Source organism: Limisphaera ngatamarikiensis (assembly GCF_011044775.1).
GTDB classification, from domain to species: Bacteria; Verrucomicrobiota; Verrucomicrobiia; order Limisphaerales; family Limisphaeraceae; genus Limisphaera; species Limisphaera ngatamarikiensis.
The window spans coordinates 37,147-44,731 of the sequence record NZ_JAAKYA010000010.1; the positions used below are offsets into that span (position 1 = coordinate 37,147).

The window sequence follows — 7,585 nt, forward strand, 5'->3', positions numbered from 1 at the left end:
GACGAGGCACCGCCTCAAGTCAATATGGGCATGGAGCAGAACGCCCACGGGACGAACGGGTCGAAACCTGCAAGGTCGGCGGACCGAATGCGACTGCCCCGGCCGTCCCTGCCCGAACCCATGCTCGCACGCAACGGCGTGCAAGAACATGGCGGCTGGCCCGCCGGCGTGCAATGGGCGACCCCGGCAGCGCAGCTGGCCCTGGTCGCAACACGACGCCCGTCGCCACTAATCCCGCGTCCCCGATGTCTGCTTGCCCTGGTTCTGGTTCTCAGCCTGGGCCCGACCCTGTTCGCCGCTGCTCCGCCTGCGGCCCGGGTGGACGAGATTGCAGCCTGGCTGCCCGCGCGGCCGACCGCCTCGGGCCAGCCCATCACCAACCGCGCAGCCTGGTCAGCCCTCCTGAACCAGCCGGAGTGGCGCGCCCTCATCCGCGATGCCGAAACCGACGCCCGGGCCGGCCTGCCCGAACAGCCCGACGACCTGTACCTCGATTTCTCCAGGACCGGCAACCGCGAGCGCTGGCAACGCGTGGCTTTCGCGCGCCGCGCCCGCGTCACCACCTTTGCCCTGGCCGAAGCCCTCGAGGACCGGGGCCGTTTCCTCCCACCCCTGGAGGAAACCATCCGGGCCCTCTGCGCCGAACGCACCTGGGTGTACCCCGCTCACGACGCAGCGCTCCGCAATTTTCGAGGAGAAGTCGTGGAGATGGACCTGGGCTCAACCGCCCTGAGCTGGGACCTGGCCGCGGCCCTGGGGCTTTTGGGTGACCGTCTGTCCCCGGAACTCCGCTCCCTCATCCGCGCGAACCTGCAACGCCGCACGTTGGAGCCCTTCCGCGCAATGATCGAGGGACGCCAGCCCGAAGCGTTCTGGCTCCGGGCCACCCACAACTGGAACGCCGTCTGCCTGGCCGGAACCGTGGGAACCGCCCTGGCCATGGTGGAATCGCCCCGGGATCGGGCATGGTTCGTCGCCGTGGCGGAAGAACGCATCCGGTCCTTCCTGCAAGGGTTCACCCCCGACGGCTATTGCAGCGAGGGATTGGGCTACTGGAACTACGGGTTCGGCCATTATGTGTGGCTCGGTGAAATGCTTCGCCGGGCCACCGACGGACGGCTCGACCTGCTGGCCCTGCCAGAAGCCCAAATGCCCGCCCGATTCCCCTGGCGCGCAGAGATCCTGAACGGCATCTACCCCAGCATTTCCGATTGCTCACCGGGCACGCGACCCGACGCCCGGGTCGTCCGCATCCTGGCGGAACGGCTGCAACGGACGTTCCCCGGCGGAGTTCGCCCCACCCAACCCGGGCCGGGCCGCGCCCTGGCCATCACCCTGCTCGACACCTTCCTGCCACGGCCGCTGCCGCCCATTCCCTCCTCCACCGCCGCGCCCGACCCGGATCCGCTGCGGACCTGGTTTCAGGACGCGGGCGTCTTGATCTGCCGCCCTGGCCCGGGCCAGCCGCCCTTCGCCGCATGCCTCAAGGGCGGCCACAACGCCGAACACCACAATCACAACGACGTGGGTAGCTTCAGCCTCGTGGTGGGCTCAACCATGGTGATTTGTGATCCGGGCGCCGAGGTGTACACCGCCCGCACCTTCAGCGCCCGGCGCTACGAAAGCCGCGTCCTCAGTTCCTACGGCCACAGCGTCCCCGTCGTGGACGGTCAACTGCAATCCACCGGTGCCGCAGCCCGTGCCCGCGTCGTCTCCGTCTCGCTGAGCCCCGAAGCCGATCGCGTGGTGTTCGACCTGCGCAGCGCGTATCGGGTCAACGGATTGACCAAGCTGGAGCGGGAATTCGAATTCCGCAGGGGCGCCCGGCCCACCCTGACCGTCACGGATCGTTGGGAAGCCGCACGCCCCATTCCGTTCGAATCCGCGCTCGTAACCTGGTCTCCCTGGTCCGCACAAACCGCGGGACTGCAGATCGGTGAAGGTACCGCAATTGTCCGCGCGGCCCTGGACACATCCGGCAAGGATTACACCCTCGCGGACGAGATCCTTGAGGAGGACGTGCGCACCCCGCAAAAACCGCGCCGGATAGCCATTCGACTTCGGGATGCTGCCCCTCGCGGCGAGATGCGCATGACATTTGAACCGGCCCAACCCTGACGTCCGGCCACCCGCCACGACAGACCCCCTGAACCTGCCCGGCCGGGCCCCTACCCCGCGCCACTTAATCGGTGGTGCCAGCGCGCGGTTCGTCCTGCTCCAGCACCTGGTTGCCTTCGCCCAGGACAATCACCCGCGGTCGCCAATCCCGGGCCAGTGCTTCGTCCACCCAGGTGTAACTCATGATCACCAAACGATCGCCGGGCTTGCCCAAATGAGCCGTCGCACCATTCAGGACGATGGCCCGCGACCCCCGCGGCGCCGGAATGGCGTACGTCTCAAATCGTTCCCCGTTCGCCAGGTTTCCGCACAAAATCTTCTCGTACGGAAACAACCCCACCCGGTCCATGAGGTCCCGGTCAATGCCCAGACTCCCTTCGTAGTCCACGTTCCCGGCGGTCACGACCGCCCGATGGATCTTGGATTTCAACAATAAAACTTGCATAAGCAACGGCGCCCCAACCCCTGGGATGATTCATCGACCCCGTCAGGGCGCCCTCCCGGTCGAAGCAATATACGCGGCCCTGTCACCCCCGTTCAATGCCACAGACCATCCGCATCAAGAGGTCCCAACACCGCACAGCATGGCCGGTAAATTCCCCGCCCATCCGGAAGCAACTCACGGCCTCTGCCGGGCTTTCAAGAACTTTTCCAACTTGGGCCGGATCACAAACTGGCAGTACGCCTGCTCCGGGTTCTTGCGGAAGTAGTCCTGATGATACGGCTCGGCCGGATAGAACCGCTCCAGCCGCACAATCTCCGTCACAATGGGCCGCGAGAATCGACGGGCCGCCTCCGCTTTGGAACGCTCCGCCGCCCGGCGCTGGGCCTCGTTCACGTAGAGAATAATCGACCGGTACTGTGGTCCGACGTCGTTGCCCTGGCGATTGGGTGTGGTCGGGTCATGTGCCTCCCAGAACGCCTCCAGCAGATCCTCATACCGGATCCGACGCGGGTCGTACTCCACCCGGATGACCTCGGCATGGCCGGTCGTGCCCGTGCACACCTGTTTGTAGGTGGGATGGGGCACATGACCCCCGGCGTAACCGCTGGTCACCGATATCACGCCGGGCAGCGTCTCAAACAACGCTTCCATGCACCAAAAACAACCCCCGCCGAACACGGCGATCTCCCGCCCCGGCGCCTCCTCGGTGGCTGCGGCGGAATCATGAACCTGCGGTTCCATGCCCATACAAAAACCTGCGCACAACACCAGCGTCTGAGCAACCCGCCAACCCGGCCCCCGCTTCATTCTGCCATCGCACAATCGCAACATCACCCACCACTTTAGCCCGGAATCGTACCGTTGCCAGTGGCTTTCCCGGCGAGAAACCTGCACGCCCGGCTGGCACGAACCGCCAATAATCGGGGCCAGCCGCCTGGGAAGCGTTGCCGGTCACTCCCCACCTGTCAACCGCTCTGCGACCCGTACCAAGGTCGGCAACCCCGGTCGGCCACCCAGCATCGACTCGGAAACCCGGGTACCAGGATGGTTTGCACCCGGCCCGGTCGGCCTCTCGCCTTGCCACAACCGGCCCGGACTGGTCTAATGCCGCCCGTGCTTTCGCAGCAAACGATCAAACGTCCCGTCAGCTTTTCGGGCGTCGGTCTCCACAGCGGTAACCGGGTCAACATGACCCTGGTCCCCGCGCCCGCCGGCCATGGCATCCGGTTCCGGCGGGTGGACCTGGAAGCCCGGCCCGAAATCGAGGCACGCATCGAGAACGTGGTGGACACGCAAAGGTCCACCACGCTGGGCAAGGGATCCGTCCGCATCCATACAGTGGAACACGTGCTGGCCGCTCTCAGCGGCTGCGGCGTCGACAACGTCGTCGTGGAGCTCGACGCCAACGAACCCCCCATCGCCGACGGTAGCGCCCGGGAATACGTCAAACTCATCCACGCAGCCGGGTTGCAACCCCAGGATGCCCCCCGACAACCCTACGCTGTCAACGAACCCCTGGCGCTCCAAATGGGCGACACGTTCATGCACCTCGTCCCCGCCCCCGAGTTCAAAATCAGTTGTACCAGCGCCGACCAGGCCGGCCGTTACACCCAGTTCTTTTCCCTCGTGGTCACACCCGAATCCTGGGAACGCGAACTGGCCCACGCACGCACCTTTTGCTTCTTCGAGGAAATCGAGTTTCTCATCAAAAACGGGCTCATCAAGGGCGGCAGCCTCGAAAACGCCGTTGTCATCCGCGACGACGCCGTCCTGACCACCGAACCCCTCCGGTATCCGGACGAGTTCGTCCGCCATAAAATGCTCGATATCGTGGGTGACCTCGCCCTGTTGGGCCGCCCGATCCTCGGTCACCTGGTGGCCGTGCGTCCCAGCCACGCGGCAAATTGCGAACTGGTCCGACAGTTGGACGCCCGATGCCGTCGTGGCTCCGTGCCGGCCTTCGCCCCGCCCCCACCCGCGCGGGAAACCCCGGCCCAACCTCCACCCCCGCACGATCCGGTGCTCGATGCCTGCGCCCTGGACATCTCCGAGATCATGAAACTCATCCCCCACCGGTACCCGTTCCTGCTGGTGGACCGGATTGCCCTCCTGGAAAACGAACGGATCGTCGGCATCAAAAACGTCACCATCAACGAACCGTTCTTCCAGGGGCACTTCCCCGGGCATCCCATTTTCCCCGGTGTGTTGCAACTGGAGGCCATCGCCCAGGTCGCCGGCGTCCTGATGCGCAAACGCTTCGCTGACAAACCGCAAATCGCCTATTTCATGTCGGCCGAAGAGGTCAAATGGCGCAAACCGGTCCTGCCCGGCGACACGCTGGTAATCGAAGTGGACCTGGTCAAAGCCCGCGGCAAGGTCGGGAAGGCCCGCGGCGTCTGCAAGGTTCGAGGTGAGGTGGTCAGCGAAGCCGTGGTCACCTTCATGTTAATGGACGCCTGATCCGCACCCGCTCGCATCGGCCCGCCCATGTCCATCCACCCCACAGCCATCATTCACCCGGGCGCACGCATCGGACGCGACTGCGTCATCGGCCCCTACTGCGTCATTGGCGAACATGTGGAGTTGGGCGACCGTTGCCGACTCCATTCGCATGTCGTCATTGACGGACATACCCGGCTGGGCTGTGACAATGAAATCTACCCCTTTGCCTCCATCGGTTTGCGAACCCAGGACCTGAAATGGCAGGGCGGGGTGACCCGGGTCGAAATCGGTGACCGCAACACCTTTCGAGAAGGTGTCACCGTGCACAGCGCCACCGGGGACGGCGGCGCCACCATCATCGGATCCGACAACCACATCCTCGCCTACTGCCACATCGCCCACGACTGCGTGTTGGGGAATCACATCATCATGTCCAGCTACGCCGGGCTGGCCGGGCACGTGCACGTGGAAGATCAGGCCGTCCTGGCCGGCTACGCCGCCGTCCATCAGTTCTGTCGCATCGGGCGGCTTGCGATGGTGGGCGGCTGTTCCAAGGTTGTGCAGGACGTACCCCCCTTCATGCTGGCCGACGGCAACCCTGCCGAAACCGTCACCATCAACAAGGTGGGCTTGGAACGCGCGGGCATCGCCGAGGAAGTCCAGGCCGCCCTGCGGCAGGCCCATAAACTCCTGTTCCGCAGCGGGCTCAGCCTGCCCAATGCCCTGGCCAGGATCGAAGCCGAGCTGCCACCCTACCCCGAACTCCGTCACCTGGTGAACTTCATCCGAAGCAGCTCGCGGGGCATCAGCCGCTGACGCATCATGAGTCGCCGCCGGAAAAAGATCGCAGGGTTGCGACCGTGGACCGGGCGGGATGCCGCATCCGCCCTGCCGCTGCCGTGAACACGCTCCAACGCTATCTCCTGGGCCAGGTGTTGGCGGCCATGGGCATGGCCGTGCTGGTCTTCGTGTTCGTCCTGCTGCTCGGAAACGTGCTGCGCGAAATCCTCGGCCTGCTGGTCCAGCGTCAGGTCCACCCCGCGCTGGTGCTCGAAGCGCTGGGATTGCTCTTGCCCTACGTCGCACCGTTTGCCCTCCCCATGGGCTTGTTGACCGCCACCCTGCTCGTGTTCGGCAGGTTCAGCGCCGACCAGGAGCTCACCGCCGCCCGCGCCAGCGGGTTCAGCCTCACCGCCCTGGCCGCCCCCATCCTGATCCTCGGCCTGCTCCTCAGTTTCGTCGCCGTCCTCTTCAACGCCGAGTGGGCACCCCGCAGCCGCGTGGCCTACAAAGCCCTGCTGGCCCGGGTCGGACTCCAAATGGCCGGCAGCCTCATCCCCGAACAACAATACATCCACGACTACCCCGGCCTGGTTCTGTACGTCGGCCGCAACCGTCAGGGGAACCTTCAGGAGGTCCTCCTTTGGAAACTTGACGCCGAGGGACACGCCGAGTTCCGACTCCGGGCCGAGTCGGGCCGCCTCCTGACGGAAGATCAGGGCAGCCGGCTCCGGCTGGAACTGAACGACGTGGTCGCCGCCCGGAAAAGCTCGGAGGGCTGGCTGCCCGCGGGATACGCCCGCACCTTGATCTACGAACTGACGCCGCCCGGCCGCGAATCGCCCCGCCAACCCAAGCTCAGCGAGCTGACCTGGCGCCAGCTCCTCCAGGAAAAGAACCTCCGCCATCAGCAGGGCGTGGATGTCACCCCCGTGCGCGTCCAGATCCACCAGCGCATGGCGTTCGGCTTCGCCTGTTTCTCCTTCTGCCTGGTGGGTATCCCCCTCGGCGCCCGGCTTCACCGCCGCGAAACCAACCTGAGCGTCGGCATCGCCCTGGTGTTGGTGGCCGTCTACTTCAGCTTCCTCCTTCTGGCCAATGCATGGGACACCCGACCCGACCTGCACCCCCACCTGATCGTCTGGCTGCCCAACTTCCTCTTCCAGATCACCGGCGCATGGTTGCTCTGGCGCGCCGATCACGCCCCCTGAACCCTCCCCAAAACCCGCGCTATAGTTCCGGCCCATCCTGCCGATATAGGAACGGACAACAAACCGGGGGCGACCGTCCGGAGCCGCGCTCAAGCCCCGTCGGATGCCCGTGCAGCTGGTCCGAACCGCAGCCCGGATCTGCGGCCTTCGGCACCGTCTGCATTGCCACCGAACCGGGCAGGCTTGCGCTCCCCACGGGGGCCCCGTAAAAGGTCAAATTCATGGCCGCTGCGACGACACTCAGCCAAAGCGAAGTCGCCCAGCTCATGCAGACGATTGAGATGTTCGAGGTGATTGCTCAATCGCAACCCCTCGACTATCAATCGCTCGAAATCCTCAAGGAAGCCTACGCCAAGCTCGGACAGGAAGAACAGGTCATCAAAACCGCCAAGCGCATCGCCCGGGCCTACGTCCAGCTCGGCCAGTTCTCTTCCGCCATCCTCGAGTACGAAAGCATCCTCCAAAGGCACCCCGACGACGAGGAAGCCCGCGCCGCCCTCCGCGAAATCGAAGCCCGCGCCGCCAGCCTCGCCCCCCCCACCCCCGCCACCGACACCGACTTCACCCCGGCCAAATCCGGTCCCCGTCC

7 protein-coding genes are annotated in these 7,585 nt (G+C 65.5%); 5 read left to right on the forward strand and 2 right to left on the reverse strand.

The window, feature by feature from the left end:
- The first annotated feature begins 87 nt into the window (after positions 1-87).
- On the forward strand, positions 88-2,118 hold the full coding sequence (locus tag G4L39_RS01625; RefSeq protein WP_165105408.1) for a heparinase II/III domain-containing protein: 2,031 nt from the start codon (positions 88-90) through the stop codon (positions 2,116-2,118).
- A 64-nt stretch (positions 2,119-2,182) separates the two neighbouring features.
- On the opposite strand, the gene panD is transcribed toward G4L39_RS01625, so the two are convergent.
- Together panD and msrA are read right to left on the reverse strand one after the other, a co-directional pair.
- Complete coding sequence (panD, locus tag G4L39_RS01630; protein WP_165105410.1) at positions 2,183-2,563, reverse strand: aspartate 1-decarboxylase; 381 nt, start codon at positions 2,561-2,563, stop codon at positions 2,183-2,185.
- Between the two features lie 174 nt (positions 2,564-2,737).
- Entirely contained in the window at positions 2,738-3,304 is a 567-nt protein-coding gene (msrA, locus tag G4L39_RS01635; protein WP_165105411.1) for a peptide-methionine (S)-S-oxide reductase MsrA, read from the reverse strand.
- 363 nt (positions 3,305-3,667) lie between these two features.
- Between msrA and G4L39_RS01640 the strand changes: the two genes are divergently transcribed.
- The 4 genes from G4L39_RS01640 to G4L39_RS01655 all read left to right on the forward strand — a co-directional run.
- On the forward strand, positions 3,668-5,023 hold the full coding sequence (locus G4L39_RS01640) for a bifunctional UDP-3-O-[3-hydroxymyristoyl] N-acetylglucosamine deacetylase/3-hydroxyacyl-ACP dehydratase (protein WP_165105413.1): 1,356 nt from the start codon (positions 3,668-3,670) through the stop codon (positions 5,021-5,023).
- 15 nt (positions 5,024-5,038) lie between these two features.
- Positions 5,039-5,821, forward strand: coding sequence for an acyl-ACP--UDP-N-acetylglucosamine O-acyltransferase (lpxA, locus tag G4L39_RS01645; RefSeq protein ID WP_343203289.1), 783 nt, complete (start codon positions 5,039-5,041; stop codon positions 5,819-5,821).
- Positions 5,822-5,904: 83 nt separating this feature from the next.
- Positions 5,905-6,996, forward strand: coding sequence for an LptF/LptG family permease (locus tag G4L39_RS01650; protein WP_165105416.1), 1,092 nt, complete (start codon positions 5,905-5,907; stop codon positions 6,994-6,996).
- Between the two features lie 221 nt (positions 6,997-7,217).
- Positions 7,218-7,585 (forward strand): tetratricopeptide repeat protein (locus G4L39_RS01655; RefSeq protein ID WP_165105418.1); only part of this gene is annotated, 368 nt, incomplete at its 3' end.

What these genes read in the sequence shown, in the direction of transcription:
- G4L39_RS01625 (WP_165105408.1), top strand. Translation starts at nt 88, where the DNA reads ATGCGACTGCCCCGGCCGTCCCTGCCCGAACCCATGCTCGCACGCAAC.
- panD (WP_165105410.1), bottom strand. Translation starts at nt 2,563, where the DNA reads ATGCAAGTTTTATTGTTGAAATCCAAGATCCATCGGGCGGTCGTGACC.
- msrA (WP_165105411.1), bottom strand. Translation starts at nt 3,304, where the DNA reads ATGGAACCGCAGGTTCATGATTCCGCCGCAGCCACCGAGGAGGCGCCG.
- G4L39_RS01640 (WP_165105413.1), top strand. Translation starts at nt 3,668, where the DNA reads ATGCCGCCCGTGCTTTCGCAGCAAACGATCAAACGTCCCGTCAGCTTT.